The organism is Acuticoccus yangtzensis (assembly GCF_001927245.1).
Taxonomy (GTDB): Bacteria; Pseudomonadota; Alphaproteobacteria; order Rhizobiales; family Amorphaceae; genus Acuticoccus; species Acuticoccus yangtzensis.
In genome coordinates this window covers 1-24,842 of record NZ_MJUX01000005.1, presented here as the reverse complement: position 1 = coordinate 24,842, position 24,842 = coordinate 1, and the positions used below count along the sequence as shown (strand labels likewise).

Below are 24,842 nucleotides of genomic sequence, written 5' to 3'. Positions count from 1 at the left end.
TGCCGCCAAGCAGAAATAAAAACGCATCCTGTCACGCCATAATAAAGTCCTCGCGAGTATGAAGACACCCTCGAACACCGCGACGTGATCGAGCCGCGCCCGTCGTCGCCTACAGGCCAACGGGCAAAGCCAAGGGCGTGGATCATAAAGTCGTTTCAAATCTCGGGAATTGCGTGGCAGTCTCGGGCGCACTCGGGAGGAACCATGCGCTTCATAAGAACCAACGGCGCAACGCTGCATATTGACCACCGCCCCGCGGCGGAGGGGATGCCGACCATCGCCTTCTCCAACTCGCTCGGCACCGACTTTCGCATCTGGGACGGTGTGGTCGCAGCGCTGCCGGCCGGGCTCGGCGTCCTCAGGGTCGACACGCGCGGCATGGGCCTGTCCCCGCTCGCCCCGGCCGAGAAGGTCGCCACCCACGCCGCCGACCTCGCCGGTCTGGCCGATGCGCTGGGGCTCGACGCCATCGTTCCGTGCGGGCTCTCCATCGGCGGGCTCATCGCGCAGAAATTCGCGCTCGATTTTCCGGACCGCACCCGGGCGCTGATCCTGTGCTGCACGGGCGCGCGCATCGGCAACCGGCACGATTGGGAGGCGCGCATCGCCACCGTGCGGGCGGAGGGGATCGAGATCATCGGCGATGCCACCATGGCGCGCTGGTTCTCGCCCGCCTTCCACGCGGCGGCGCCGGACACCGTGGCCGCCATGCGGGCGATGGTGGTGCGCCAGTCCGTCCCCGGCTACGCGGCGCTGTGCGCGCTCCTGCGCGACACCGACCTCACCGCCGAGCTCGGCGCCATCACCGTGCCCACCCTCGCCATCGCCGGCGGGCTGGACCAGTCGACGCCGCCCGCCTTGCTGGAGGTGGTCGCCGCCGGGGTCGCGGACGGCACCTTGCGCGTGTTCGACCATCTCGCCCACATCCCGTGCGTGGAGGAGCCGGAGACGATCGCCGCCGCCATCGCCGGGTTCCTCGCCGAGAAGGGGCTGACCCATGGCTGAGGACGACGCGGCCCCCGGCCGCAGCGCGATCTACGACACGGGTATGGCCACCCGCCGCAAGGTGCTGGGCGATGCGCACGTCGACCGTGCGTCCGCCAACGTGACCGCCTTCGACGAGACCTTCCAGACGATGATCACCGAGGCCGCGTGGGGTCGCACATGGGCGTCGGACCGGCTGACCCTGCGCGAGCGGTCGATGGTCACACTTGCCCTTCTCGCCGGGCTCGGCCAGTGGGAGGAGTTCAAGCTCCACCTGCGGGCCACCCGCAACACCGGGGCGAGCGCGGAGGACATTGCCGAGGTGATGATGCACGTTGCGATCTATGCCGGCGTTCCGGCCGGCAACCACGCCATCAAGCTGGCCAAAGCCACCCTGGCCGAAGACCCGTCCTGACGAGATCGACAGCGATGCGTAACCACAACCCCGTCCACCCCTTCGTGCCGCGCAATCTGGGCGAGCACCCGCCGTCCTACGCGCCGGGCTACAAGACCAGCGTGCTGCGCTCGCCGCGTCAGGCGCTGCTCTCCTTCTCCAACTCGCTGACGGAGGCGACGGGGCCGGTGTTCGGCCACAACCTTCTCGGCCCGAACGACCATGACCTCACCGTCAACTATGCCGCGCCTGGGACAAGCGCGATCGGTGAGCGGATCATCGTCCACGGCTACCTGCGCGACGGGGAGGGGCGGCCGGTGCCGGGCGCGCTGATCGAGGTGTGGCAGGCCAATGCGGGCGGGCGCTATCGCCACGTGCGGGACGGCTACCTCGCCCCGCTGGACCCCAATTTCGGCGGCTGCGGCCGCGTCATCACCGACGAGAACGGCTACTACTGGTACCGCACCGTGCGCCCTGGCGCCTATCCGTGGCCCAACAATCCGAACGACTGGCGCCCTGCTCACATCCACTTCTCGGTGTTCGGCTCCGGCTTTGCCCAGCGCCTGATCTCGCAGCTCTATTTCGAGGGGGACCCCATGATTGCCATGTGCCCCATCGTCGGCACCCTGCCGGACCCCGACGCCGCCGCGCTCCTCACCGCGACGCTCGACATGGACAACACCATCCCGTTCGACGCGCGCGCCTATCGCTACGACATCACCGTGCGCGGCCGCCGCTCCACGCCGTTCGAGAACAAGCTGGAGGGCAATTGATGCCGACCTTCCGCGAGACCCCGTCACAGACGGCGGGGCCTTATGTCCACATCGGCTGCGTGCCCACCTTCGCGGGCCTCACCGGCCTCTATCCGGAAGATCTCGGCTCCGGCCCGCTCTACATGGACGGCGTGAAGGGCGAAACGATCACCATCCGCGGCCGCATCATCGACGGCACGGGGACGCCGATCCTGGACGGCGTCGTCGAGGCCTGGCAGGCGGACGCGGAGGGGCTGTACAACTCACCCGCCGAGCCGCGCGGACCGGCCGACCCGAAGTTCAAGGGCTGGGGCCGCGCCGCCACCATGGAGGGCGGCGTCTTCACCTTCGAGACGATCAAACCCGGCCGCGTGCCGTGGCCGGACGGGCGCATGCAGGCACCGCACATCGCGCTGTGGATCGTCGCGCGCGGCATCAATATCGGCCTCAACACCCGGCTCTATTTCGCCGACGAGGCGGAGGCCAACGCCGCCGACCCGGTGCTGAACCGCATCGAGCAGAAGGTCCGCCGCGACACGCTGATCGCCCCGCTGAAGGACGGCGCCTACATCTTCGACATTCATCTGCAGGGGGACGCCGAGACGGTGTTTCTCGACATCTGATGTCCATCAGCGTCTTCCAGGACCCGCTGCTGTCCGGCCTCTTCGGCGACCCGGACGTGGCCGCCGCCTTCGCCGCCGCGCGCACGGTGGAGCGTTATAATCAGGTCGAGATCGCTCTGACCCGCGGGGCCGAAGCGTCCGGCCTCGTCCCCAAGGCCGCCGCCGACGCGATCTGCGCCATGCTGGCGGATTTCACGCCCGACATGGCCGCGCTCGCCGCCGGCACGATGAAGGACGGCCTGCCGCTGCCGGCCTACGCGGCGGCGATCAAGGCCGCGGCGGGGGACAATGCGCGCTACGTCCACCTCGGCTCGACGAGCCAGGACATCATGGACACCGCGCTCGCCCTCACGCTGGTCGAGATCAACAACATCTTCGACGCACGGCTGGTGGAGATCGTCGCCCGGCTGCAAACGCTCGCGAAGGCGCATGGGCGGCGCGTCATCATGGGCCGCACGCGCATGCAGGCGGCGCTCTCCATCACCGTCGCCGACCGGATCCGCGAGTGGCAGCTCCCGCTGGAACGCCAGCGGGACCGGCTGGTCCGCCTTCGTCCGCGCATCGAAATCGTGCAGTTCGGCGGCCCCGTCGGCACGCGGCGCGGCTGGAACGGCAACGGCGACGCCATCGCCACCCACATGGCCGGAACGCTCGGCCTGTCCGACCCCGGCGCCTCGTGGCACACCGCGCGCGATGGTCTCGGCGTCTACGCCGGGTGGCTGGCGCAGATTTCGGCCGCGCTCGGCAAGATCGGCGAGGACGTGGCGCTGATGGCCCAGCAGGGCATCGGCGAAATCCGCCTCGCGGGGGGCGGCGGCTCCTCGGCCATGGCACACAAGAAGAACCCGATCGACGGTGAGCTTCTCGTCACCCTGGCGCGCTTCAACGCCGCCCAGCTCGGCGGATTCGCTCAGTCGCTGATGCATGAGCAGGAACGGTCCGGCGCCTCCTGGGCGCTGGAATGGATGATCCTGCCGCAAATGTGCGCGGCCTGCGGCGCCTCCCTCTTGACGGCGACGCGGCTTCTGTCAGCGATCGAGCAGATGGGCGCATCGGAGGGGACGATCCTCGACGGCGCGACCTGAGAGGGAGCGGCCGCGAGCGGGATGCGGCCATTCACGGCACAATACCGGACGACACAACAACAAGAGCGGGAGGAAGAATGATGAGAAACAAGGCTTTGATCGCGGCGCTCGCCGGCATGGTGATGGCAGGGGCGGCGACGGGACAGGCGGCCGCGCAGGAGGTGACGCTCACGCTGCATCACCTCCTCGGCCCCAAGGCTCCGGCCCATTCGCAGATGCTGGTGCCCTGGGCCGAACGCATCGAAAAGGCCTCGGAAGGGCGCATCAAGATCGACATCTACCCGGCGATGTCGCTCGGCGGCACACCGCCCCAGCTCATCCGCCAGGTGCGTGACGGCGTGGTCGACATCATCTGGACCGTCAACGGCTATACGCCGGGCCTCTTCCCGCGCTCGGAGGTGTTCGAGCTTCCCACCGTCTTCACCAACGACGTCGCCGCCACGAACCTTGCGATGCGCGACATGTTCGCCGAGGACCTTTCCGCCGACTACGAGGGCATGCACGTCCTCTGGAACCACGTCCATTCCGGCCAGGCGCTGCAGACGCGTGACAAGCTCGCCCGCTCGCCTGCCGACACCGCGGGCATGAAGCTGCGCGTTCCCGGCCCCACCGGCACCACGGTGGTGGAGGCGCTGGGGGCGACGCCGGTCAACATGCCGGTGCCGGACCTGCCGCAGTCGCTGTCCACCGGCGCTGTCGACGGGGCGCTGATCCCGTTCGAGATCATCCTGCCGCTGCAGCTTCAGGAGGTGACCCAGTACCAGATCGAGGGGCCGGACATGGAGCGCTTCGGCACCACCGTCTTCCAGGTGTCGATGAACGAGGACCGCTGGAATTCGCTGCCCGACGATCTGAAGGCGATCATCGAGGAGAACACCGGGCCGGAATGGCTGAACGAGGTGGCCGACGTTTGGGTGAACTCAGACAAGCGGGCCATCGGCATCGCCGTCGAGCAGGGTAACGAGCACATCGTCCTGACGCGCGAGGAGATGGACGCTTTCAACGCCGCCATGGCGCCGGTTGTGGACCAGTGGATCGCCGACCATCCCGAGTTCGACGGGGCGGCGCTGGTGGAGAAGGCGCGCGCTGCGATCGCCAAGCACTCCGGCGGCTCCTGAGGGGAGACGGGATTGCCGAACAACCATGCAGGACCGGGCGCGCATCGCCCGGCCGGCGGGGCCGCCACGGCGGCCCATATCGTCGCCGTTCTGGTCCGTCTTTGGGCGATCCTGGGCGGGCTGATCGCCACCGGGCTCGCAGTGATGACGGCCGCCAGCGCGGTCTCCAACCTTCTGTTCGCCGCGCCCTTCGCGGCCGATCATGAGCTCATCAAGCACCTCGTCGCCGTCGTCATCTTCATGTTCTTGCCCTACTGCCAGCTCTTCGGCGCCAACGTGACGGTGGACATCTTCACCGAGGCCGCGGGCCCGCGCACCAAGGCGCTGATGGCCGCCTTCGCCGCGCTCTTCGCCGTCGCCTTCTCGGCGCTCCTCGTGCGCCAGATGAGCCTCGGCATGGCCGACTATATGGACTATGTCGAAGTCACCCCGGTGCTGAAGCTGCCGCTGTGGACCGCCTTCCCGCCGATCCTCGTCTCGCTCGCGCTGCTTCTCGCCGCCGCGATCATGACCTTCGCCGACAGCCTGCGCGCCGTCGCCGGGCGAGCGTCCTGGTTCGCCGAGGAGGGGCGGTGATGGACAATCTCGTCCTCGGTTTCGCGGGGCTCGGCGCGCTCTTCGCCCTCATCGCGATCAGGGTGCCGATCGCCTATGCGATGATCGCCGTCGGCCTCACCGGCACCGTGCTCGCCATGCCCAAGACGGAGCTCGGCCTCCGTATCATCTTCAACCAGCTCAAAGACCTCGGCTACGCGCAGTTCTCCAACTACGACCTCTCCGTCCTGCCGATGTTCATCCTCATGGGCGGGCTCGCCTCGCGCACCGGGCTGTCCCGTGCGCTGTTCCGTGCCGCCAACGCCTGGCTGGGGCGGATGCGCGGCGGGGTGGCGATGGCCGCCCTCGTCGGCTGCGCGGGGTTCGGCGCCTTGTGCGGTTCGTCCACCGCGACCGCGTCCACCATGGGCCAGGTCGCGCTGCCCGAGCTGAAACGCTACCGCTTCTCCAACCCGCTCGCGACGGGCACGGTGGCGGCGGGCGGCACGCTCGGCATCCTCATTCCGCCGTCCGTGGTCCTCATCGTCTACGCCATCATCGTCGAGGCGAACATCGTCACCATGTTCGCCGCCGCGCTCATTCCGGGTCTGATGGCGCTCCTCTTCTTCATGGGCGCGGTGGCGGTCTATGTGCGCCTCTTCCCCGGTTCCGGGCCGTCCGGCGGCCCGGTGGAGCGGGCCGAGATGGTGTCCGCCACCCTCGGCGTCGTCCCTGTGGTGGTGATCTTCGGCATCGTCATCGGCGGCATCTATGCCGGCATCTACAATCCCACCCCGGCGGCGGCGATCGGCGTCGTACTCGTCGGCCTCTACGGCGTCGTCTGGGCCGGTCTCACCCGCGCCGCCTTCGTCGACGCGCTGCTCGAGACCGCGCGCACCACGGGCATGATCTACCTCATCCTCTTCGGCGCGGAGCTTCTGAAGATCTTCATGGCGCGGGCCGGGGTGCCGCAGGCCGCGGCCGAGTGGATGATGAACTCCGGCCTCGGCGCCTACGAGATCCTGGCCCTCATCATCATCGCCTTTCTGATCTTCGGGTGCCTCATGGATTCGCTCTCCATGGTCATCCTCGCCATCCCCTTCTTCTGGCCCGTGGTGGCGGGGCTCGACTTCGGCCTGTCGCCGGCCGACACCAAGATCTGGTTCGGCATCGTCATCCTCATCGTCGTGGAACTGGGGCTGATCACGCCGCCGGTGGGGCTCAACGTCTTCATCATCAACCAGATCGCGAAGGATGTGCCGATGCGCCAGACCTTCGCCGGGGTGATGCCCTTCTTCGCGTCCGAGATCGTGCGCGTGGCCCTTCTGGTGGCCTTCCCGGCAATCACCCTGTTCCTTCCGCGCCTTCTGTCCAACTAGCGAGAGCACCCATGCCCACGCCTCCTTACCGCGCCGATCATGTCGGCAGCCTGCTCCGCCCGCCCGCCGTCCAGGCCGCCCGTAAGCGCGTCGCCGAACATCCCGCCGATGCCGAGGCGCAGGCCGCGCTGCGTGCGGCCGAAGACACCGCCATCAAAGACCTCATCACGCTGCAGGAAGATGTGGGGCTGATGGCGGTGACGGACGGGGAGTGCCGCCGCTCCTTCTGGCACTTCGATTTCATGGGCGAACTGACCGGGCTCGACATGGTGTCCTCGTCCGAGGGCATCCAGTTCGCCGGGGTGCAGACCAAGGCGATCCGCCCGACGATCGTCGCCCCGCTGGACTTCCCGGAGGATCACCCGCACCTGGAACACTTCAAGTTCGTCGCCGCGAACACGAAGGTGACGCCGAAGATCTCCATCCCCGGCCCATCCTGCGTGCACTTCCGCACGAACCCCGAGGATATCCACGTCGCCGAATACAAGGACGTGGACGCCTTCTGCGCCGCGATCGCCGAGACCTACAAGAAGGCCGTCGCCGGTTTCTACGCGGCCGGCTGCCGCTACCTGCAGATCGACGATATCTTCTTCGCCTACCTGTGCGATCCGAAGCAGCGTCAGGTCCGCGCCGACATGGGCCAGGACCCGGACATGCTGATCGACAAATATGCGTGGATGATGCACGAGGCGATCAAGGACCGGCCGGACGATCTGGTCATCGGCATGCACATGTGCCGCGGCAACTTCAAGTCGACGCACGTGGCCTCCGGCGGATACGACCCTGCGGCAGATGCGATCTTCAACAAGACCGGCGTCGACATCTTCTTCATGGAATACGACACCGACCGCGCGGGCGGGCTGGAGCCGCTGAAGCTTCTTCCGAAGGGCAACCAGCGCGTCATGCCGGGCTTCATCACCACCAAGACCGGCGCGCTGGAAGACCTCGACGCGCTGAAGGCGCAGTTCGAGAAGGCGAGCCAGTTCTGCGACATCGGCCAGCTCGGCATCGCGCCCCAGTGCGGCTTCTCCTCCACCGAGGAAGGCAACACCATCACCGCCGACGACCAGCGCCGCAAACTGGAGCTTGTGGTGAAGACCGCCGAGGCGGTGTGGGGCGGCGTCGACGCCTGAGGCGCCGGGGCCGAGCCTGACAGGGCAGGGGACGAACCGCCCCCACGGGCTTGATTCGCTGGCCCGTTAGCGAACTGATGGGGGAGCCCCGCCGCCGACGATGCGGGGCACCACCTTCCCGGACCGGACCCGTCCGCCCGGCGCCGCCTCAGCGCGGCGTCCCCGCGGCCGGGCGGCCCTCAGCTTTCGCCGAAAGGCCGCCCTTCGTGATCACCGACGCGCCGACGCTCGCCTTCATCGGCCTCGCCTTCCTTGTGTCGGGCATCATCAAGGGCGCGACCGGCCTCGGCTACGCCACGTCGTGCATCCCGATGCTGACGCTCGTCATCGGCATCAAGGCCGCGCTCCCCCTGGTGCTCGCACCCTCCGTCGCCTCCAACGTCACGCTCCTCGTCACCACCGGGCCCATCGGCGCCACGGTGCGCCGCTTCTGGCCAATGCTTCTCGCCGCGCCCATCGGCGTCTTCATGGGGGCGACACTGCTCAGCGCGGTGAACGGGGCGACGGCGGGGGCAGCGCTGGGCCTTGCCCTCATCGCCTGGTGCCTCTTCGCCTTCCGCAGGCCGGACTGGCGGCTGGCACCTCATTGGGAAAGCCCGCTGGCCCCTCTGGTCGGCCTCAGCACCGGCGTCGTCAACGGGCTGACGGGGAGCCAGGTGATGCCGCTCGCCCCCTTCGTCATGGCGCTCGGCCTGACACCGGCCATGCTGATCCAGGTGATGAACCTCTCCTTCACCCTCTCCAGCGCGGCGATGGCGACGGCGCTCACCCGCATCGGCCTGATGACCACCCATGCCGCGCTCATCTCCCTCGCCGGGGTGGTGCTGTCGGTCGCGGGGGTGCGCTTCGGATCCAACGTGCGCCACCGCCTGCCGGAGGCGACCTTCCGCCGCGCCATCCTTCTCGTCCTGATGGCCGCCGGCATCGCGCTCCTGGTGAAAGGCGCCTTTTGATCGACCCGGCGCTGATCGGGCCGCGCGCGTTTCGTCCTTCTTCTTCGCCGCTGGTGCTCGCTCCGTTCGGTCTCAGAGCGGCGGCCGGCGCTCGACCGGCTCATCCTCCGCGCCCGCCCTCAGCCCTTCGCGATATAGAAGGTGAGCACACCGCCCTTGTCGTCGCTGCTGATGAGGCCGTGCCCGTCCTCGCGGCAGAAGTTCGGCACGTCGATCGCCGCCAGCGGATCGTCGGCGACGAGGCGCAGGATGGTGCCCGGCGGCAACGGCTTCATCCGCTTGCGCGCCTTCATCACGGGCAGCGGACATTTGAGACCGCGCGTGTCGCAATCGACGTCGAAATTCACCGGTTCGCCCATCAATGGCTCTCCTTGCGCCTGCGCCCCGCTTGCGGCCATCCCCCGCATGTATCAGCAAGAGGGGGGACGCCATGTCACGCGTCATGTGGCACTTGGTTCTCATAACAGGAACGGAAAGGACGGCGTGATGGGATTCGAGGAGGATGCCCTTCTGGCGGAAAGCGGCCTCATCATCGCGCCGGACCCAGAGAGTGCGCGCCTGACACGCACCATCACCGGCACCGACCAGACGGGGGCGGCGCGCGACATCCGCATCGTCGAAGAGCGGCCGCTCACGATCTTCCTCAACAGCCGCGAGATCGTCACCACCATGACGATCGGCGATTTCCCCGACTATCTGGCACTCGGCTTCCTGAAGAACCAGGGCATGCTGCGGCCGGGCGAGAACGTCACCGCGATCGACTATGACGACGAGCTCGAAACCATCGTCGTGCGCACCGACCAGCCGACCGATTTCGAGGAGAAGCTGGCGAAGAAGACGCGCACGTCCGGCTGCGCGGTCGGCACAGTGTTCGGCGACATGATGGAGGGGCTGGAGGGGCTGACCCTTCCCGCGACGCCGGTGCGCACCTCCTGGCTCTACGCCCTGGCGCGGACGATCAACACCATGCCGAGCCTCTATTTGGAGGCGGGCGCGATCCACGGCACGGTGCTGTGCCGCGAGGACCGGCCGCTCGTCTACATGGAGGACGTCGGCCGTCACAACGCGGTTGACAAGGTAGCTGGCTACATGGTGGCGACGGGGACGGACGCGGCCGACAAGATCCTCTATACGACCGGCCGGCTGACCTCCGAGATGGTGATCAAGACCGCGCTGATGGGCATTCCCGTGCTCGCCTCGCGCTCCGGCTTCACCGCATGGGGGGTCGAGATCGCGCGTGACGTGGGGCTGACGCTGATCGGGCGGATGCGCGGGGAGCGTTTCATGTGCGTGTCGGGCGAGGAGCGGCTGGTGCGCGATGCGGACCCCGCCGCCGTCGCCGCCGAGGACCCGCGTTCGCGCCGAAAGGGATCGCGTGACTGAGGTGGCTATGCCGATCGAACGTCCCGTCGCCGTTCCGGGTGTGGTGCTGGCGGGCGGCCTGTCGCGCCGGATGGGGGGCGGCGACAAATGGCGCCTTTCGCTGGGCGGACGGCCGGTGATCGACCATGTGGTGACGCGCCTCGCCCCGCAGGTGAGCCGCATGGCGGTCAACGCTAACACGGAGCCCGCCGCGCTGCCGGTCGACGCGGCATGGCTCGCCGACAGCGTGGACGGGCGCCCCGGCCCGCTCGCCGGCATCCTCACCGCGATGGAGTGGGCGGCGGGCGAGGGCGTCGACCACGTCGTCACCGTCGCGGGGGACACGCCCTTCTTCCCGGCCGACCTCGTGGCCCGGCTCTGCTCCACCGCCGAGGCGACGGGCGCCCCCATCGTCCTCGCCGCCACCACGGCGGACGGGCGGCGCCATCCCACTTTCGGCCTCTGGTCGACGGCGCTGGCGGCGGACCTGCGTGCGGCGCTGCAGGACGGCACACGCAAGATCGTCGCCTGGACCGACGCCCACGGCGCTGCCGAAACCGCGTTCGACGGCGACCCCTTCTTCAACCTCAACACGCCGGATGATTTTGCGGCGGCGGAGGCGATGATCGCGCGCGGCGAGGTGACGGCGTGAAGCTCTACGGCGTGGTCGGCTGGAAGAACGCCGGCAAGACGACCCTGGTGGAGCGCCTGGTGGCCGAGATCGCCGGGCGCGGCTTCAGCGTGTCGACGGTGAAGCGCGCCCATCACATGGTCGACGTCGACCAGCAGGGGACCGATTCCTGGCGCCACCGCCAGGCCGGCGCGCGCGAGGTGGTGCTCGCCTCCGCCACCCGCTACGCCATCATGCACGAGCTGCGGGACGAGGCCGAGCCCGCGCTGGAGACGCTGCTCGGGCAGATGGCGCCGGTGGATATCGTCATCGCCGAAGGGTTCAAGCGCGGCACCCACCCCAAGATCGAGGTGCGCCGGGCGGACACCGCGGGGCCGCTCCTCGCCGCCACCGACCCCGCCGTGCGCGCCATCGCCAGCGACACCGCCCAGCCGGACGCGGGCCGTCCCGTGCTCGACGTGAACGACATCGCCGCCATCGCCGATTTCATCCTGGCCGAGACCGGGCTGGCGGCGACCGCGACCGCCACTACGAAGGCCGAGGGGAGGGCATGAGCGAGCGCCTCCCCTTCGACTGCTTCGCCCTCCCGTCCGGCGTCGACTGGTCGCCGGTGGACGAGGTGCTGGGACGGCTGGAAGCGCGCCTGAAGCCGGTCGTCGGCGTGCGCACCGTCCCGCTGGCCGAGGCGGCCGGGCACTATCTCGCCGAGGACGTTGCGGCGCTGCGGTCCAATCCCGCCGCGCCGAATTCCGCCGTCGACGGTTACGCCTTTGCTGGAGCCGCCGCCGCGCCCGAGATGACGCTCCTTGCCGGACGCGCCGCCGCCGGGGCGCCCTTCGCCGGGGCGGTTCCGCCGGGCGCCGCCGTGCGCATCCTCACCGGCGCCGTGGTGCCGGAGGGCGCCGACACGGTTGCAATGCAGGAGGACGCCACGGTGGACGGTGACCGGCTGACCCTCGCCGCGCTTCCCAGAAAGGGCGCCAACACGCGCCTTGCCGGGGAGGACGTGAAGGCGGGCGAGGCGGTGCTTGCAGCTGGCCATCGCCTCCGCCCGCAGGACCTCGCCCTCCTCGCCGCCTGCGGCCACGGCACCGTCACCGTGCGCGAGCGGCTGCGCGTCGGCGTGCTGTCGACCGGGGACGAGATCCGCGCCCCCGGCAGCGAAGCCGCGCCGCATCAGGTCTACGACGCCAACCGTCCCATGCTGCTCGGCCAGGCGGCGGCGTGGGGGTTCACGCCCGTCGACCTCGGCCACGTGCCGGATGATCCGGATTGGGTCCGCGATGCGCTGAACGACGGGGCGGCGATGGCGGACGTGATCCTGACCTCCGGCGGTGCCTCAGCGGGTGACGAGGACCACGTGTCGGCGCTCCTGTCCGCGGAAGGAGCGCTCGCCACCTGGCGCGTCGCGGTGAAGCCGGGGCGGCCCTTGGCGCTGGCGATGTGGAACGGCGTGCCGGTGTTCGGCCTTCCTGGAAATCCGGTGGCGGCCTTCGTCTGCACACTCGTTTTCGCCGCGCCCGCCTTCCGCCGTCTCGCCGGCGGCTCCTGGCGCTTACCGGCGGGGGTGACGGTTCCCGCCGCCTTCACCAAGCGCAAGAAGCGCGGGCGGCGGGAATATCTGCGCGCACGGCTGACGGCGGACGGCGCCGCCGAGGTGTTCCGCTCCGAAGGGTCCGGCCTCATCAGCGGCCTTGCCTGGGCGGACGGCCTCGTCGAGCTCCCCGACGCCGCGATCGACGTCACCCCCGGAACGCCGGTCCGCTACATCCCCTACACCGCCTTCGCGCCCTGAGCGGCCCGGCCGGGCGTGCGGGCGGTGGATGGGGCGCCGCGCCACCTTTCGCCCCGGCCCGCGCCGGTTCAACGATGGTCCGATGAGCGAGCACACCACATCGACGGCCCCCGCCACCGGGGGCGGCTGGCGAAATGCCCTCGGCGTCTACGCGACGCGGCGGCAGCTCGTCATCTTCCTCATGGGCTTTTCCAGCGGGCTGCCGCTGCTCCTCGGCTTCTCCACGCTGTCCTTCTGGCTGCGCGAGGCGGATGTCAGCCTCGCGGCCATCGGCGGGCTTCTCACCGTAGCGACGCCCTACAGCCTCAAATTCCTCTGGGCGCCGCTGCTCGACCATGTGCACCTGCCGGTGTTGACGCGCTGGCTCGGCCTCAGGCGCGGCTGGCTGCTCCTGGTGCAGATCGGGCTCATCGGCGCCATCATCCTCGTTGGCCAGGCCGAGCCGCCGGGCGATCTGGGCTTCCTGGCGCTGGCCGCCCTCATCATGGCCTTCATGTCGGCCACGCAGGACATCGTGGTCGACGCCTACCGCATCGAGATCCTGGACGATCACGAGCAGGGGGCGGGCGCGGCGATGACCCAGGCGGGCTACCGCGTCGGCATGCTGGCGTCCGGCGCGGGCGCGCTGGCGCTGGCCGACTTCATCGCCTGGGACGGTGTCTATGCGGTGATGGCGGCGCTGGTCGGCATCGGCATCCTGGGCACGTTTTTGGCGCGCGAACCCGTCAGCCGCCGCCCGCCGCCGCCGGCCGAGCCGCTCGCCTTCCTGCGCCACGCCACGCTGGACCCGCTCAAGGATTTCGCCACCCGGCGCGGCTGGGTGCTCATCCTCGCCTTCGTGCTCCTCTACAAGTACGGCGACTCGGTGGCGGGGGCGATGGCCAACCCCTTCTACGTCGATCTCGGCTTTTCCGGGGTCGAAATCGCCAGCGTCACCAAGGTGTTCGGCGTCGTCATGACCATGGTCGGGGTGTTTGCGGGCGGAACGCTCGTCGCGCGCATCGGCATCCTGCCGGCGCTGGCGATCGGCGGCATATTGCAGGCCGTCACCAACCTCACCTTCGCCTGGCTCGCCGTGCGCGGCCACGACATGACCGCGCTTGCGATCGCGGTCGGGGCGGACAATTTCACCGGCGGGCTCGGCTCCGCGGCCTTCGTCGCCTACCTATCCTCGCTGTGCAACGTCGCCTTCACCGCCACCCAATATGCGCTTTTGACGTCGCTGATGGCGTTCGGGCGGACGATGCTGGCCGCCTCGTCGGGCTGGCTGGCGGAAGGTCTCGGCTGGCCCGGATTCTTCGCCGCGACGGCGCTTCTTGCGATCCCGGCGCTGGTGCTGCTCTGGTTCCTGTCCCGCCTCTACGCGCCGCCCAAAGCAGCGGCGCAGGAGGGCCCGCCGGCCTGAGCCGCGACCGACGATGGCCCGCCGGCTTGAACCGGCGGGCGGGGCGCGTCAGTCGCCGTAGACGTCGAAGTCGAAATATTTCGCTTGGATCTCGGCGTAGGTGCCGTCCTCGCGGATCGCGGTGATTGCGGCGTTGAACTTCTCGATCAGCTCCGCCTCACCCTCGCGCACGGCGATACCCGCGCCGGGGCCGTTGATCTCAGGATCCGGGGCCAGCGTCGTCAGGATCTTGCAGCAGGCGCCATCCTCCGTCTTCAGCCAGTCCGACAGGACGACGACGTCGTCGATGGCGGCGTCGATGCGGCCGGACGCGAGGTCGAGCTTATATTCCTCCGGGGTGCCGTAACGGCGCAGTTCCGTGTCCGGGAAATATTGCGCCGCATAGTTGGCGTGGGTGGTGGAGCCCTGCGCGCCCATGATGATGTCGGAGAGGGCCTCGGGCGTGGCTTCGCTGAGGTCGCTGTCTTTGGGGACGGCGATCGCGGGCGGGGTATTATAGTACTTGTTGGTGAAGTCCACGACCTCGTCGCGTTCCGGCGTGATCGACATCGAGGCGATGATGGCGTCGTATTTTCCGGCGATCAGGCCCGGGATGATGCCGTCCCAGTCCTGGGCGACGAAGCTGCACTCGGCGCCCATCTCCTCGCAGAGCGCCTTGGCGATGTCGACGTCGAAGCCGATCAGGTTGCGGTCGGAATCATAGTAGTTGAACGGGGGGTAGGCGCCCTCGGTCCCGATCTTCAGGGTCAGCGGCTCCTGCGCGAGGGCCGGACCGGCAACGGCTAGCGCCGTCAGCGCGATCAAAATCCGTTTCATGCATCCTCTCCTTATCGTGTCCGCGACGGACGCGGCAGCGGTGGCGCGACATCGTGGTGGCGTCGCTCGCGCTGCATGATGGCGGTTGGTTGGAGTGATGCAAGCGGCGTGACAACATGCGGGAAGAACGGGGCGTTCGGCGCGAAGGCGATTCGCATTGCGCGATTCGCTGCTCTATGATTCGGGCTGCGGCGCGATTACGGCGATGTCACGCCGATGCTGACCGACCCGAACGTGCATAAAATCGCACGCTTCGGCCCTGCGGCTTGGTTCCGGGGGCACGTGATGCTTGACGGCGGCGCCTCGACACCGTAAATGCACGCCTCCTAAGTCCTGTTCCCGCATGCGCAGCGAACCGTTTGACGACGTGGCGCAACGCGGGTCATTGCGCGTGGCGCGGGTCGAACGAGAGGGAATAATGTTCGCGGTAATCAAGACCGGCGGCAAGCAGTATAAAGTGTCGCCCGGGGACGAGTTGAAGGTCGAGACCGTCGTTGGTTCGGCTGGTGATTCGATCTCCTTCGATGATGTCCTCATGGTCGGAGATGGCGATCAGCTCTCCGTCGGCGCGCCGTCCGTGGCGGGTGCGTCCGTGAAGGCCGAGATCGTCGACCAGACGCGCAACCGGAAGATCATCATCTTCAAGAAGCGCCGTCGTCAGAACTCGCGTCGCCGCAACGGTCACCGCCAGCAGCAGACGCTCGTTCGCATCACCGACATCCAGGCGACCGCCTGATCCTATTCGTACGCGGCGCTGTGAAGCGCCGGTCATTGTCCTGGGGCATCGGCCCCGCAAAGTTACAAGAGATCGACATGGCTCATAAGAAGGCTGGCGGCTCCTCGCGCAACGGGCGCGACACAGCCGGTCGACGCCTCGGGTTCAAGAAGTTCGGCGGTGAAGCCGTTCAGCCCGGCAACATCATCGTGCGTCAGCGCGGCACCCGCTGGCATGCTGGCGAGAACGTGGGCATGGGCAAGGATCACACCCTGTTCGCCCTGACCGAAGGTTACGTCGCGTTCCGCAAGCGCCTCGGGCGCACGTTCGTCACCGTGGCGGCCGAGCGATCCACCGGCCCCGTCCCGGCTGCGGCCGAATAATCGCGTCGACGTTTCACATTACGCATCGGGTGGAGCGGCGGCTGAGCCTTTAGGGCTCGACCGCTCCATCTTCAGGGCCGCCATCGGCGCACATGCGTCGGCGGGTGCCTCTTGCTACGGCCACAGCGGCCGGCGTTTCGTGTGCGCCGGGCCGCTTATTCGTGCCGGATCGGTCGCGGGTGGCGGGCCCCGCCTTTTTCATGGGCGCCGGCTGAGCGAACAGCCGTTCGCGCGCAACTCGGGTCGACGGGCATGAAGTTTCTCGATCAAGCAAAAGTTTACATTCGCTCCGGACATGGCGGAAACGGTGCCGTGTCCTTCCGGCGCGAAAAGTTTGTCGAGCATGGCGGACCCGACGGCGGCGACGGCGGCCGCGGCGGCGACGTCTGGGTCGAGGCCGTCGAGGGCCTCAACACCCTGATCGACTTTCGTTATCAGCAGCACTTCCGCGCCGCTGCCGGCGAGGGCGGCGCGGGTCGCAACAAGACCGGCGCGAACGGGGCCGACGCGGTCCTGCGGGTCCCGGTCGGCACCGTCATCCTCAACGAGGACAAGTCGCGCGAGCTCGCGGACCTGACCGCGGCCGGACAGCGCGTGCGCCTTCTCAAGGGCGGCAACGGCGGGTTCGGCAATCAGCGGTTCAAGTCGTCCACCAATCAGGCCCCGCGCCACGCGAATCCCGGCCTTCAGGGCGAGGAAATCGCGATCTGGCTGCGGCTGAAGCTGATCGCCGACGCCGGGCTGGTCGGCCTCCCCAATGCTGGCAAGTCGACCTTCCTTTCGGCGGTGTCGGCCGCCAAGCCCAAGGTGGCCGACTACCCGTTCACCACGCTCCATCCTCACCTCGGGATCGCCACCATCGACAGCCGGCGGCTGGTCGTCGCCGATATTCCGGGGCTCATCGAGGGCGCCAGCGAGGGGATCGGGATCGGTGATCGGTTCCTCGGCCACATCGAACGGTGTGCCGTCCTCCTCCACCTGGTCGACGGGACGTCCGAGGACGTGGCGGCCGATTTCCTCACGGTCGACCGCGAACTTGCCCTGTATGGTGAGGGTCTCGCCGACAAGCCGCGCGTCGTCGCCTTGTCGAAGGCTGATGCGATCACCGATGCCGACGACAAGCTGGCCGCCCTGAAAGAGGCGTCCGGCGGCGAGGTGATGCTGATCTCCGCCGCGTCCGGACAGGGGATGACCGAGATGCTGCGCGCTCTTTCCCGCGTCGTCGTGGCCGCGCGCCAAGAGGACGATGCGCCCGAAGAGGCTCCCCAATGGCGACCCTGAACATGACGGATCTTGCCGTCGGCACGGGCCGGCTCACATCTGCCCGGCGCATCGTCATCAAGCTCGGATCGGCATTGATCGTCGGGCCGGACGGCGTGCGCGCGCCGTGGCTCGCCACCGTCGCCCAGGATATCGCCGCGCTTCACAAGGCATCCGAGGTCGTCATCGTGTCGTCCGGGGCCATTGCTCTGGGCCGCGGGCCGATCGGATATGGCCTTCGCCCGCTGCGTCTGGAGGAAAGCCAGGCGGCGGCGGCGGTCGGGCAGATCGCGTTGGCGGCCGAATGGTCCGCCGCACTGGGCGCGGAGGGTGTGCGCGCGGCGCAGGTTCTCCTCACCTTGCGCGACACCGAAGAGCGCCGCGCCTATCTCAACGCCCGCAACACGATCCACGAGCTCCTGCGGGCGGGCGTGGTGCCGGTGATAAACGAGAACGACACGATCGCCACCAGCGAGATCCGCTACGGCGACAACGACCGGCTCGCCGCCCGCGTCGCGTCCATGATTTCCGCCGACTGCCTCGTTCTCCTGTCCGACGTCGACGGGCTCTATACGGCGCCTCCATCGCTCGACCCGGCCGCGACCTTCATTCCCGAAGTCCCGCATTTGACCGAGGACATATGGGCGATGGCCGGTGACGCTGGATCCGCCTTGTCGCGCGGCGGCATGAAGACCAAAATCGACGCCGCCCGCATCGCCACCGAGGCGGGGGTGACGATGGCGATTGCGTCCGGACATATCGAGCATCCTCTGCGTGCTGTGGACGAAGGGGGGCGGGCCACATGGTTCTGGCCGCGGTCCGACCCGCAGACCGCGCGCAAAATCTGGATTGCCGGCTCGCTCCACGCGACAGGCGCACTCTGGTTGGACGAGGGCGCCGTAGCGGCGGTGCGGCGCGGGCGCAGCCTGCTCCCCGCCGGCGTCACCGCGGTCGAAGGCGACTTCGCGCGGGGCGATGCAGTCCGGCTCCTCGCGCCAGATGGGCGCGAATTCGGGCGCGGCCTGATCGCATATGACGCCGCCGACGCCCGGCTGATCGCCGGCCAGAAGACCGAAGCGGTTGCGGAACGGGTCGGCCCCCGGATGCGCCGAACCATGGTACATCGAGATGATATGGCGTTGGATGCAACGCCACCGGAGGCCCTGTGACCGTCCTCTCTCTTGCGCGTGACACCGACACCGCCGACCTGATCGCGGAAATGGGGCGCAATGCCCGCGCCGCACAGCGCCTCATGGCTCTGGCCTCCACACCGACCAAGCGCGCGGCCCTCAACACGATGGCCGCCTTCGTCCGCAGCCGAAGCGAGGCCATCCTCGCCGCCAATGCCGAAGACTTGGCGGCCATGGCGGCGGAGAGCGCCTTTCGTGACCGCGCCCTGTTGACGCCCGAGCGGCTCGCGGCGATCGCCGCCGCCATATTGGCGGTTGCCGCGCTCGACGACCCGGTCGGCCGCGTCTTGGCCGCCTGGGACCGACCCAACGGGCTCGCCATAGAGCGTGTCGCCACGCCCCTTGGTGTCATCGGCGTGATCTACGAGAGCCGACCCAACGTCACCGCCGACGCGGCAGCATTGTGCCTGATGGCGGGCAATGCCGTCATCCTTCGCTCCGGATCCGAGACGCTGCGCAGTGCCCACGCCATCGTCGAAGCATTGCGCAGTGGTCTTGCGGCCGAGGGTCTCCCCGTCGACGCGGTTCAGCTTGTTCCCACACCGGACCGGGCTGCCGTCGGCGCAATGTTGGCCGGCGCGAACGGTGGACTTGACGTCATCGTTCCGCGGGGTGGCCGTTCGCTCGTGGAGCGGGTACAGGCCGAGGCGCGCGTTCCGGTCTTCGCGCACCTTGAGGGCATCTGCCACATTTATGTCGATCCGACCGCTGATGTCGACATGGCCCGCGACATCGTCTTGAACGCCAAAATGCGCCGCCCTGGAATCTGCGGTGCCGTGGAAACTCTGCTCGTCGATAAACGGTGCGCCGAGACCCACCTTCCTGTCATCGCCGCGGCGCTGACTGCTCATGGGTGCGAACTTCGCGGCAGCTCCAGCGCGCGCGCCATCGTCCCGATGGGGGAGGCGACCCCTGAAGACTTCGCCACCGAATACCTTGCCCCCATCCTCTCCGTCGCGATCGTCGACGGACTCGATGCGGCGCTGGACCACATCGCGACCTATTCGTCGCACCATACCGATGCGATCGTCACCGCCGACCCCGCCGCAGCAGAGCGCTTTTTGTCGGAAGTCGATTCGGCGATCGTCATGGTCAACGCGTCGACGCAATTTGCCGATGGTGGTGAATTCGGCATGGGCGCCGAGATCGGTATTGCGACAGGGCGCATGCATGCGCGCGGGCCTGTTGGCGTGGAGCAGCTGACGACCTTCAACTACCGCGTTCGTGGGACCGGCCAGACGCGGTCGTGACGCTGTCCGGCAACCATCTGGCATCGGCCGAACCGATGGACAGGACGCATTTGCAGATCCCCCAAGCGGGCGCCGGACAAGTGGTCGGCCTCTTCGGGGGGTCATTCAATCCGCCTCATGACGGCCACAGGCTGGTTGCCGACATCGCCCTTCGACGGCTCGGCCTGGATTGGATCTGGTGGATAGTCACGCCCGGCAACCCGCTGAAGTCTAAGCGCGAACTGAGGTCTCTGGACGAACGGGTTGCGTTGGTATCGGCCATTGCACGGCATCCACGTATGGCCGTCACGGCGCTCGAAGCCGCGGCCGGCACACGATATTCGGCGGACACCATCGCCTATCTTCAACTTTGCCGACCTCATCTTCGATTCGTCTGGCTGATGGGTGCGGACAATCTTGCCACTCTTCATCATTGGCAGGAGTGGCGCACCATCATGAACCGCCTCCCGGTGGGGGTCGTCGATCGTCCCGGCGCGTCGCTGTCTGCTGCGTCTTCCCCCGCTGCTCGGACCTATAGGGCCGCCCGTCTCCCGGAACACGACGCACGGCGATTGGGTCACATGAGCGCTCCTGCATGGTGCTTTCTTCATGGTCCCCTCAATCCGCTAAGTTCTACAGCCCTTCGCGCAAACCTTTCGGCCTGAGCCCAAGCGGTCTTCAGTCGAAGCGGGACGGCTCAGCCAAACAGCTCGAGCTGAGGTGATACGCCCCGCGGGCTTCGAAAGAGATCCGTTCTGAGCCTCACCGTCCCAATCGTCAGATTGTGGCGTTTGGATGCCAATGCGAACCGCTCAGCAATCATCGTGGCGAACGGCCCCTCGCCGCGCTGACGCAACCCCCAGGTGGCGTCATAGTCCTTGCCACCCCGCATCGATTGCATGATCGACATCACGCGCCGCGCCCTGTCGGGGAAGTAACGTGCGAGCCAGTCGCGGACCACATCTTTAACCTCGTGCGGCAACCGCAACAGTACGAAGTTGACATGGGTCGCTCCGCGACTGGCGACTGCACCCAAGATGCTCTCGATCTCGTGGTCGTTGATCGACGGAACGATCGGCGCGACAAGGGCGGACACCGGCACCCCCGCCGTTGCAAGCCGCTCGATCGCCGACAGTCGCTTCTCGGGTGTCGGTGCACGTGGCTCCATCGTACGTGCCAGGTGCGGATTAAGTGTCGTCACCGAAAGTCCAACTTTGGCTAAGTTGTCCGCCGCCATTTCGGACAAGATGTCCAAATCACGCGTCACAAGATCCGACTTGGTGACAATTCCCACCGGATGACGCGTCTCTTGCAACACCTCGAGGATCTGACGCGTGATCAGACGTTTGCGTTCGATCGGCTGGTACGGATCAGTATTGGTCCCGATCGCAATGGAGCGGCAACGATAGGTCGGAGCGGTAAGCTCCCGTCTCAACAGCGCTGCAGCGTCAGGCTTCGCGAATAACTTCGTCTCGAAATCGAGCCCCGGAGAAAGGCCCAAGTAGGCATGGCTCGGGCGCGCGAAACAATAAACGCAGCCATGCTCACAACCGCGATAAGCGTTGATAGACCGATCGAAACCAATGTCGGGTGAATCGTTGCGCGTGATTATGCTCTTGGCACGCTCGTCCGTCACCTGCGTGGCAGGAGGCCTGGGATCCGTCTCAGACCATCCATCATGCTCGTCTGTCCGGTGATGCGGCTCGAACCGAGGGGATGGCTGAACCGTTGCTCCGCGCGATGGACGCTTAAGCGTCGTCCCGCCCGCTCCCTTCTTTGGAACATATAGTGCCTCTAACACGAACACACTCCCGCTGTTCGCAGCACGATACGCCGTTCCCTCCCCGCGTCAATCTCGTTTTGTTCTTTTCTGGCGGCTCGATCTGTGTCATGTTTCGGCAAGCCTGGGCATGATCTCAACGAAATTGCAGGGACGGTGTCTGATGTCGAACTGGTCTTTCAGAATCTTGTCCCATGCATCGCGGCAGGCTCCCGGCGACCCGGGAAGGACGAACACGAACGTCGTACCAATTCGGCCTGCAGTACAGCGCGATTGGATCGTCGACGTGCCGATCACATCGTATGAAAGGCGATGGAAGAGGGCGGAAAACCCATCCATGCGCTTGTCGAAAAGGGGCTCGACGGTCTCCGGTGTCACGTCTCGCCCGGTAAATCCCGTACCGCCGGACGTGATGATGGCTGCGATCTCGGGATTGGCCGCGGCCGCTTCGACAGCACGGCGAATATCCTCGGGCTCATCTTTAACGATTAAGCGTGACACCAGGCGGTGCCCCGCCTCGGTAATGCGCCTCTCAAGAAGATCGCCCGACTTGTCGGTCGACGGCTCTCTCGTGTCGGACACGATGATGACCGCGAAGCCGACGGGCCGAAAGGGGATGGAATCGTCGATCTTTGGCATGAATGGTCCCGGAGCGGCGTTCGGTTGTTGCTGGCGTGTCCTGCTGGGCTTAATCCAGTGGCGACGGAGGGCCCATGACCGACGAACCGACTGCCGGCGAGGACGCAGCACTCGCCTACCACAAGCTCAATCCCCCTGGAAAGCTGGAGATAAGAGCGACAAAACCTCTCTCGACGCAGCGCGATTTGTCGCTGGCCTATTCGCCAGGCGTCGCGGTGCCGTGCCTGAAGATCGCCGAAGATCCTTTAGCGGCCTACGACTACACCGCGCGTGGAAACGTCGTTGCGGTGATTTCGAACGGGACCGCCGTGTTGGGTCTCGGCGCGATCGGCGCGCTGGCATCCAAGCCGGTGATGGAGGGCAAAGCGGTGCTCTTCAAGAAGTTCGCCAATGTAGACGGGATCGATATAGAGGTCGACGAGACCGACATCGACAAGTTCGTGGATGTTGTGGCGGCGCTCGAACCTTCGTTCGGCGGCATCAACCTCGAGGATATTCGGGGTCCCGATTGCTTCGCCATCGAGGAGAAGCTGAAAGCGCGGATGGCGATCCCCGTCTTCCACGACGATCAACATGGAACGGCGATCATCGTTTCAGCGGCGATCCGAAACGGGCTACTGATCCAGAACAAGTCGTTGGGAGACGTCAAGATCGTCACCGCGGGGGCGGGGGCAGCGGCCTTGTCGTGCCTCAACTTGCTCGTTTCCCTCGGCGCGAATCCGGAAAACATCATCGTGACCGATATCGACGGTGTCGTTCACTCCGGCCGCAATACGAGCATGGATCCCTGGAAGGCCAAGTTCGCCCGCGATACGCCGCTCAGAACGCTCGGCGAGGCGATCGAGGGCGCCGATATTTTCCTCGGCCTGTCGGCTGCGGGGGTTCTCAAGCCGGAAATGGTCGCTTCCATGGCTCCCAATCCCATGGTGCTGGCGCTCGCGAACCCCAATCCGGAAATCATGCCGGAGATCGTTGCCGAGCTTCGGCCAGACGCCTTGATGTGCACCGGGCGATCCGATTATCCCAACCAAGTCAACAATGTGCTCTGCTTCCCGTACCTGTTCCGCGGCGCACTAGACGTTGGGGCGACTGGGATCGACGAGTCCATGAAGAAGGCGGCAGTGGAAGCGATTGCCAGCCTGGCGCGCGAACGGCCGACCGAGGAAGTCGCTCATGCCTACGGCGGCATCGCAAAGACGTTCGGGCCCGACTACCTCATTCCGGCCCCGTTCGACCCGCGGTTGATCCTGCGAATCGCACCCGCCGTCGCGCAGGCCGCGGAGAAAGCGGGTCTCGCGCGTCGGCCGATTGCTGATATGGACGCCTATGTCGACACCTTGAACCGGTTCGTGTTCCGCTCCGGATCGATCATGAAGCCCGTTTTCTCCAAGGCGGCTGGTTCGCAATGCAGGGTCGTCTATGCGGAAGGCGAAGACGAACGGGTGTTGCGGGCGGCGGAGATCGCTTTGGAAGAGGGGCTTTGCTCACCGATTTTGATCGGGCGCAGGCGTGTCGTGGAGCATCGTGCCAAACGAGCGGGGCTGAAGCGGGTGCCCGACGCGGTCGAGATCATCGACCCGGAGGACGATCCTCGTTACCGCGAATATGTCGACACTTACTTCGGATTGGTGGGCCGACGCGGCATTACACCCGAGGCTGCACGAACGGTTGTTCGCACCAACGCGACGGTGATTGCTGCGCTGGCGGTCAAGCGGGGCGAGGCAGATGCGATGCTGTGCGGTGTGGAAAGCCCGTTCAGTCAGCATGTGAGGGCCGTGCGCGACGTCATCGGAACCGCCGAAGGGGTAACCGAACTGGCGGCCCTATCGTTACTTCTGGGAGATCGGTCGACGCTCTTCCTGCTCGACACGCAAGTCTGCACAGAGCCGACGGCCGAACAAATCGCCGAGATGACGGTTCAAGCAGCCGATCAGGTGGCGGCCTTCGGCATCACCCCCAAGGTGGCGCTCCTTGCAGCCTCCCGCTTCGGGTCGCGCGAAACCGAATCGGCGCAACGTATGCGGGCTGCTCTGGCGCGTCTCGGCGAGATGGCGCCGGACCTCATGGTCGACGGCGAAATGACCGGCGAAGATGCTCTGAACGAGGTGGTACGCCAGCGTGCGATGCCGGACAGTGCTCTGCAAGGGGAAGCCAACCTTCTCGTTTTTCCGAATATCGACGCGGCGCATATCGCCATGACGCTCCTGAAGGAGGTGACTGGCGCGCTGCATGTCGGGCCCATGCTGTTGGGAACAGCGCTGCCGGCGCACATTGTCACTCAGTCCGCGACTGCGCGAGGTGTTCTCAATATGACGGCAATCGCGGTCGTCGATGCTCAGAGCCGCGGCCGTATATCCGCGCAGGGCGGCGCCTGAGCGAAACATACCTCTGGACGCTAAGGAGCTTTGGAGGGGCGGCCCGGTCTCGGGCCGCCCCTCCAAACGCGCCTCGTGTGATGTCCCGCTCCCTCGGCGGTACCCGGCGTGCTCCGCTCGAGGAAGGACGCGGTCTCGTGGGCTTGTCGGATTTGCACGGCGCCATCACCAACTCGGCCACTGACGTCGCCCCCGAAGTGTCCCCACTCATAGCTGGACTATGTTCGTGTTGTGGTCCTGCCCGGACCGGGTTGCAAACTCGTTCGGAGTGAGGCCGCCCAGGCTGGTATGCGGGCGGTCGTGATTG

26 protein-coding genes are annotated in these 24,842 nt (G+C 67.1%); 22 read left to right on the top strand and 4 right to left on the bottom strand.

Annotated elements, in window-relative coordinates; all coding sequences use genetic code 11:
* The first annotated feature begins 204 nt into the window (after window positions 1-204).
* The 10 genes from pcaD (at window position 205) to BIX52_RS13515 (ending at window position 8,955) form a co-directional block, all read left to right on the top strand.
* Window positions 205-1,005, top strand: coding sequence for a 3-oxoadipate enol-lactonase (gene pcaD, locus BIX52_RS13560; RefSeq protein WP_075221637.1), 801 nt, complete (start codon window positions 205-207; stop codon window positions 1,003-1,005).
* Window positions 998-1,399 carry a 4-carboxymuconolactone decarboxylase gene (gene pcaC, locus BIX52_RS13555; RefSeq protein WP_075221636.1) on the top strand — a complete coding sequence of 134 codons (402 nt, stop codon included), beginning with the start codon at window positions 998-1,000 and terminating at the stop codon, window positions 1,397-1,399. Before pcaD ends, pcaC begins: the two co-directional genes overlap by 8 nt.
* Window positions 1,400-1,413: 14 nt before the next feature.
* On the top strand, window positions 1,414-2,151 hold the full coding sequence (gene pcaH / locus BIX52_RS13550; protein ID WP_075221635.1) for a protocatechuate 3,4-dioxygenase subunit beta: 738 nt from the start codon (window positions 1,414-1,416) through the stop codon (window positions 2,149-2,151).
* The gene (gene pcaG / locus BIX52_RS13545) at window positions 2,151-2,753 is read left to right on the top strand and encodes a protocatechuate 3,4-dioxygenase subunit alpha (protein WP_075221634.1); all 603 of its coding nucleotides are present in this window, start codon (window positions 2,151-2,153) and stop codon (window positions 2,751-2,753) included. The genes pcaH and pcaG overlap by 1 nt, the downstream gene beginning before the upstream one ends.
* Window positions 2,753-3,838 (top strand): 3-carboxy-cis,cis-muconate cycloisomerase, encoded by a 1,086-nt coding sequence (locus BIX52_RS13540; protein ID WP_075221633.1) that lies wholly within the window; start codon window positions 2,753-2,755, stop codon window positions 3,836-3,838. Before pcaG ends, BIX52_RS13540 begins: the two co-directional genes overlap by 1 nt.
* A gap of 77 nt (window positions 3,839-3,915) precedes the next feature.
* Window positions 3,916-4,956, top strand: a complete 1,041-nt coding sequence (locus BIX52_RS13535; protein WP_075221632.1) for a TRAP transporter substrate-binding protein — start codon at window positions 3,916-3,918, stop codon at window positions 4,954-4,956.
* Between the two features lie 12 nt (window positions 4,957-4,968).
* Window positions 4,969-5,532, top strand: a complete 564-nt coding sequence (locus tag BIX52_RS13530; RefSeq protein WP_205647829.1) for a TRAP transporter small permease — start codon at window positions 4,969-4,971, stop codon at window positions 5,530-5,532.
* Window positions 5,532-6,869: a TRAP transporter large permease gene (locus BIX52_RS13525; protein WP_075221631.1), complete on the top strand. Its 1,338-nt coding sequence runs from the start codon at window positions 5,532-5,534 to the stop codon at window positions 6,867-6,869. The genes BIX52_RS13530 and BIX52_RS13525 overlap by 1 nt, the downstream gene beginning before the upstream one ends.
* Before the next feature lie 11 nt (window positions 6,870-6,880).
* Entirely contained in the window at window positions 6,881-8,002 is a 1,122-nt protein-coding gene (locus BIX52_RS13520) for a 5-methyltetrahydropteroyltriglutamate--homocysteine S-methyltransferase (protein WP_075221630.1), read from the top strand.
* Window positions 8,003-8,208: 206 nt separating this feature from the next.
* Window positions 8,209-8,955 (top strand): sulfite exporter TauE/SafE family protein, encoded by a 747-nt coding sequence (locus tag BIX52_RS13515; protein WP_075221629.1) that lies wholly within the window; start codon window positions 8,209-8,211, stop codon window positions 8,953-8,955.
* Between the two features lie 119 nt (window positions 8,956-9,074).
* Here BIX52_RS13515 and BIX52_RS13510 read toward each other — a convergent pair whose 3' ends face one another.
* The gene (locus BIX52_RS13510; RefSeq protein WP_075221628.1) at window positions 9,075-9,314 is read right to left on the bottom strand and encodes a sulfurtransferase TusA family protein; all 240 of its coding nucleotides are present in this window, start codon (window positions 9,312-9,314) and stop codon (window positions 9,075-9,077) included.
* Between the two features lie 127 nt (window positions 9,315-9,441).
* Between BIX52_RS13510 and BIX52_RS13505 the strand changes: the two genes are divergently transcribed.
* The 5 genes from BIX52_RS13505 to BIX52_RS13485 all read left to right on the top strand — a co-directional run bounded on the left by BIX52_RS13505 (window position 9,442) and on the right by BIX52_RS13485 (window position 14,148).
* Window positions 9,442-10,338: a formate dehydrogenase accessory sulfurtransferase FdhD gene (locus BIX52_RS13505; RefSeq protein ID WP_075221627.1), complete on the top strand. Its 897-nt coding sequence runs from the start codon at window positions 9,442-9,444 to the stop codon at window positions 10,336-10,338.
* A gap of 7 nt (window positions 10,339-10,345) precedes the next feature.
* The gene (gene mobA / locus BIX52_RS13500) at window positions 10,346-10,969 is read left to right on the top strand and encodes a molybdenum cofactor guanylyltransferase MobA (protein ID WP_075221626.1); all 624 of its coding nucleotides are present in this window, start codon (window positions 10,346-10,348) and stop codon (window positions 10,967-10,969) included.
* Window positions 10,966-11,502: a molybdopterin-guanine dinucleotide biosynthesis protein B gene (gene mobB, locus BIX52_RS13495; protein WP_075221625.1), complete on the top strand. Its 537-nt coding sequence runs from the start codon at window positions 10,966-10,968 to the stop codon at window positions 11,500-11,502. The genes mobA and mobB overlap by 4 nt, the downstream gene beginning before the upstream one ends.
* Window positions 11,499-12,743, top strand: coding sequence for a molybdopterin-binding protein (locus BIX52_RS13490; RefSeq protein ID WP_075221624.1), 1,245 nt, complete (start codon window positions 11,499-11,501; stop codon window positions 12,741-12,743). The genes mobB and BIX52_RS13490 overlap by 4 nt, the downstream gene beginning before the upstream one ends.
* 82 nt (window positions 12,744-12,825) lie before the next feature.
* Window positions 12,826-14,148, top strand: coding sequence for an AmpG family muropeptide MFS transporter (locus BIX52_RS13485; RefSeq protein WP_075221623.1), 1,323 nt, complete (start codon window positions 12,826-12,828; stop codon window positions 14,146-14,148).
* Window positions 14,149-14,196: 48 nt separating this feature from the next.
* On the opposite strand, the gene BIX52_RS13480 is transcribed toward BIX52_RS13485, so the two are convergent.
* A complete protein-coding gene (locus tag BIX52_RS13480; RefSeq protein ID WP_075221622.1) occupies window positions 14,197-14,964 on the bottom strand; it encodes an ABC transporter substrate-binding protein in 768 nt (255 codons plus the stop codon).
* Window positions 14,965-15,382: 418 nt separating this feature from the next.
* Between BIX52_RS13480 and rplU the strand changes: the two genes are divergently transcribed.
* The 6 genes from rplU (at window position 15,383) to BIX52_RS13450 (ending at window position 20,406) form a co-directional block, all read left to right on the top strand.
* Window positions 15,383-15,700, top strand: a complete 318-nt coding sequence (rplU, locus tag BIX52_RS13475; protein ID WP_075221621.1) for a 50S ribosomal protein L21 — start codon at window positions 15,383-15,385, stop codon at window positions 15,698-15,700.
* Between the two features lie 77 nt (window positions 15,701-15,777).
* Complete coding sequence (gene rpmA, locus BIX52_RS13470; protein ID WP_075221620.1) at window positions 15,778-16,062, top strand: 50S ribosomal protein L27; 285 nt, start codon at window positions 15,778-15,780, stop codon at window positions 16,060-16,062.
* Window positions 16,063-16,314: 252 nt separating this feature from the next.
* Window positions 16,315-17,343 carry a GTPase ObgE gene (gene obgE / locus BIX52_RS13465; RefSeq protein WP_075221619.1) on the top strand — a complete coding sequence of 343 codons (1,029 nt, stop codon included), beginning with the start codon at window positions 16,315-16,317 and terminating at the stop codon, window positions 17,341-17,343.
* Window positions 17,331-18,491: a glutamate 5-kinase gene (proB, locus tag BIX52_RS13460; protein WP_108676573.1), complete on the top strand. Its 1,161-nt coding sequence runs from the start codon at window positions 17,331-17,333 to the stop codon at window positions 18,489-18,491. The genes obgE and proB overlap by 13 nt, the downstream gene beginning before the upstream one ends.
* Window positions 18,488-19,762 (top strand): glutamate-5-semialdehyde dehydrogenase, encoded by a 1,275-nt coding sequence (locus tag BIX52_RS13455; RefSeq protein WP_075221618.1) that lies wholly within the window; start codon window positions 18,488-18,490, stop codon window positions 19,760-19,762. The genes proB and BIX52_RS13455 overlap by 4 nt, the downstream gene beginning before the upstream one ends.
* A gap of 35 nt (window positions 19,763-19,797) precedes the next feature.
* Window positions 19,798-20,406, top strand: a complete 609-nt coding sequence (locus tag BIX52_RS13450) for a nicotinate-nucleotide adenylyltransferase (RefSeq protein WP_075221617.1) — start codon at window positions 19,798-19,800, stop codon at window positions 20,404-20,406.
* Between the two features lie 32 nt (window positions 20,407-20,438).
* Here the strand turns inward: BIX52_RS13450 and BIX52_RS13445 are convergent, their stop codons facing one another.
* Window positions 20,439-21,548, bottom strand: coding sequence for a PA0069 family radical SAM protein (locus tag BIX52_RS13445; RefSeq protein WP_075221616.1), 1,110 nt, complete (start codon window positions 21,546-21,548; stop codon window positions 20,439-20,441).
* Between the two features lie 81 nt (window positions 21,549-21,629).
* On the bottom strand, window positions 21,630-22,160 hold the full coding sequence (moaB, locus tag BIX52_RS13440) for a molybdenum cofactor biosynthesis protein B (RefSeq protein WP_075221615.1): 531 nt from the start codon (window positions 22,158-22,160) through the stop codon (window positions 21,630-21,632).
* Window positions 22,161-22,234: 74 nt separating this feature from the next.
* Here moaB and BIX52_RS13435 point away from each other — a divergent pair, with 74 nt between their 5' ends.
* Complete coding sequence (locus BIX52_RS13435; protein WP_075221614.1) at window positions 22,235-24,535, top strand: NADP-dependent malic enzyme; 2,301 nt, start codon at window positions 22,235-22,237, stop codon at window positions 24,533-24,535.
* Window positions 24,536-24,842: the final 307 nt, after the last annotated feature.

Coding starts and splice junctions, on each gene's coding strand:
- mobA (WP_075221626.1), top strand. CDS start 10,346: ATGCCGATCGAACGTCCCGTCGCCGTTCCGGGTGTGGTGCTGGCGGGC.
- BIX52_RS13435 (WP_075221614.1), top strand. CDS start 22,235: ATGACCGACGAACCGACTGCCGGCGAGGACGCAGCACTCGCCTACCAC.
- BIX52_RS13505 (WP_075221627.1), top strand. CDS start 9,442: ATGGGATTCGAGGAGGATGCCCTTCTGGCGGAAAGCGGCCTCATCATC.
- BIX52_RS13485 (WP_075221623.1), top strand. CDS start 12,826: ATGAGCGAGCACACCACATCGACGGCCCCCGCCACCGGGGGCGGCTGG.
- rplU (WP_075221621.1), top strand. CDS start 15,383: ATGTTCGCGGTAATCAAGACCGGCGGCAAGCAGTATAAAGTGTCGCCC.
- moaB (WP_075221615.1), bottom strand. CDS start 22,160: ATGCCAAAGATCGACGATTCCATCCCCTTTCGGCCCGTCGGCTTCGCG.
- pcaC (WP_075221636.1), top strand. CDS start 998: ATGGCTGAGGACGACGCGGCCCCCGGCCGCAGCGCGATCTACGACACG.
- BIX52_RS13535 (WP_075221632.1), top strand. CDS start 3,916: ATGATGAGAAACAAGGCTTTGATCGCGGCGCTCGCCGGCATGGTGATG.
- BIX52_RS13525 (WP_075221631.1), top strand. CDS start 5,532: ATGGACAATCTCGTCCTCGGTTTCGCGGGGCTCGGCGCGCTCTTCGCC.
- rpmA (WP_075221620.1), top strand. CDS start 15,778: ATGGCTCATAAGAAGGCTGGCGGCTCCTCGCGCAACGGGCGCGACACA.
- BIX52_RS13510 (WP_075221628.1), bottom strand. CDS start 9,314: ATGGGCGAACCGGTGAATTTCGACGTCGATTGCGACACGCGCGGTCTC.
- obgE (WP_075221619.1), top strand. CDS start 16,315: ATGAAGTTTCTCGATCAAGCAAAAGTTTACATTCGCTCCGGACATGGC.
- BIX52_RS13520 (WP_075221630.1), top strand. CDS start 6,881: ATGCCCACGCCTCCTTACCGCGCCGATCATGTCGGCAGCCTGCTCCGC.
- pcaG (WP_075221634.1), top strand. CDS start 2,151: ATGCCGACCTTCCGCGAGACCCCGTCACAGACGGCGGGGCCTTATGTC.
- pcaD (WP_075221637.1), top strand. CDS start 205: ATGCGCTTCATAAGAACCAACGGCGCAACGCTGCATATTGACCACCGC.
- pcaH (WP_075221635.1), top strand. CDS start 1,414: ATGCGTAACCACAACCCCGTCCACCCCTTCGTGCCGCGCAATCTGGGC.
- proB (WP_108676573.1), top strand. CDS start 17,331: ATGGCGACCCTGAACATGACGGATCTTGCCGTCGGCACGGGCCGGCTC.
- BIX52_RS13490 (WP_075221624.1), top strand. CDS start 11,499: ATGAGCGAGCGCCTCCCCTTCGACTGCTTCGCCCTCCCGTCCGGCGTC.
- BIX52_RS13450 (WP_075221617.1), top strand. CDS start 19,798: ATGGACAGGACGCATTTGCAGATCCCCCAAGCGGGCGCCGGACAAGTG.
- BIX52_RS13540 (WP_075221633.1), top strand. CDS start 2,753: ATGTCCATCAGCGTCTTCCAGGACCCGCTGCTGTCCGGCCTCTTCGGC.
- BIX52_RS13480 (WP_075221622.1), bottom strand. CDS start 14,964: ATGAAACGGATTTTGATCGCGCTGACGGCGCTAGCCGTTGCCGGTCCG.